Below are 1,644 nucleotides of genomic sequence, written 5' to 3'. Positions count from 1 at the left end.
GGGGTCGTAACCCTTCAGGCCTAAATTTAGGTTAACAAACATCGGGGACATGATGGCATCCGTGCCTCATGTCCCCAATCTTTGAGGAGGAGCCGAAAGAGTCCCCTATATGGTCAGCAGCCGCTGCGGAAAACATCATCCGCCACAAATCAGGGACATATTACCTGAATGCCAAAGTGGCCGGCAAAAAGGTCAGGCGAAGTCTACGAACTACAAATCTCCGGCAAGCCAAGGTAACCCGAGACGTTGAACTCGAAAGGTTGCGTCGTGCATCAAACTCAGCGGCGGGTGGGTATGGCACTCTTGGAAACGCCCTAGCTACAGTCGAAGCTCAGACTATGGCTGATCCATCCCATAAGAAGGGCACGAAAACGTTCTATTCTCAGATTTTCCCGCTTCTCCGTCGTTCCCTACCCCTAGATCGGCGCGCCGATGATTGGACAAAAGATGATGCACGCGCATGGTGGGCCGAGTTTTCAGCGACGAGGAATTCATCCCAGTGTAACATCTGTCTTCACATTTTAAGGCGTACACTGCAGAGCATCGTCGAGGCCGGTATTCGTAGTGACAACCCGACTGCCGGTCTTAAACGCAAACGACAGGCCAAGCCTGCCGTCGAAGATTTACCTGGAATTGAAATCTTGGATCAACTGCTTGAATCCATGAGAGAAAAGCGAGGTAAGGACGCTGCGAACAAAGTCGAATTTCTCGCCTGGTCAGGGGTCAGAATTTCGGAGCTACTGGCGATTGATTGGTCAGACATCTCAAACAACTGGCTAACTGTGACAGGCGGCGAACAGGGAACGAAGAATCATGAAATTCGACGAGTCCCCATCAATAATCGACTCGAAACACTGATCACCAAATTACGTTACGAAGGAGCATCCGGTAAGGTTTTCCAGGGTGGCCCGCCCCGCAAAGCTCTAAACTTAGCTTGCGATCGAATTGGAATTCCTCGGCTGAGAATTCATGACCTCAGACACTGGTTTGCTACTTACGCGATTGAAAAGGGTGTAGATATTCCGACCGTATCCAAATGGCTCGGGCATAAAGATGGCGGAGCACTAGCAATGCGAATTTACGGCCATCTTAGGGATGAACATAGCCTCTCGGCAGCGAGGAAACTTTGAGCTGCTGAGTAAAAACTCAAATCACCAGATTGTCTTTCGCAGATCCAGTCAGGCGGCGGTTCAGGTTGTTCGTTCCGTAGGCGGGTGGCGCTCCTAGCTGGATGGTCGTGCGGCCAGTTTCGAGAACGCAGGTCAGGCCGTTCGGCACGGCCAGCATGTCGGCCCAGGTGGTTCGGCCACCGGCGATGTTCACCACTTTGCCAAGGTATGGGCCGGGGTTGGTTACTGGCTCGACCAGTTTCACGGTGCCGTCGTGCGGTATCCAGTCCATCGCCGCCTTCAGATTGGCGGCGAGGTCCAGTGGCGGACGCTGGAAGGCAAAGGCTCCGGGTTTGTAGAGCGGTCGCGTGGATTTCTGAACGAGTGTGGTGCCCATGACCTCGGTTTCCAGATCCAGATAGCAGGTCATGTAGTACGTCGTCGTGCCGTAGGTGCCGAACACGTAGTAGTCGGCATTGTCGTAGAGCGTTTTGCCGATCTCGCTGAGATCCTGCACGCCCTGCGCCTCTTCCCG

The 1,644-nt window shown here is 53.6% G+C and carries 2 protein-coding genes; one reads left to right on the top strand and one right to left on the bottom strand.

From position 1 onward, the window contains the following. Positions 1-68 precede the first annotated feature (68 nt). Complete coding sequence (locus JIN85_RS20335) at positions 69-1,130, top strand: tyrosine-type recombinase/integrase (RefSeq protein ID WP_200274300.1); 1,062 nt, start codon at positions 69-71, stop codon at positions 1,128-1,130. A gap of 16 nt (positions 1,131-1,146) precedes the next feature. Here the strand turns inward: JIN85_RS20335 and JIN85_RS20330 are convergent. Then, positions 1,147-1,644, bottom strand: a 498-nt coding sequence (locus JIN85_RS20330; RefSeq protein ID WP_200274298.1) for a hypothetical protein, incomplete at its 5' end; no start/stop codon positions are given.

This window comes from Luteolibacter pohnpeiensis (assembly GCF_016595435.1).
Lineage (GTDB): Bacteria > Verrucomicrobiota > Verrucomicrobiia > Verrucomicrobiales > Akkermansiaceae > Luteolibacter > Luteolibacter pohnpeiensis.
This window is presented reverse-complemented; position numbering and strand designations above follow the sequence as displayed.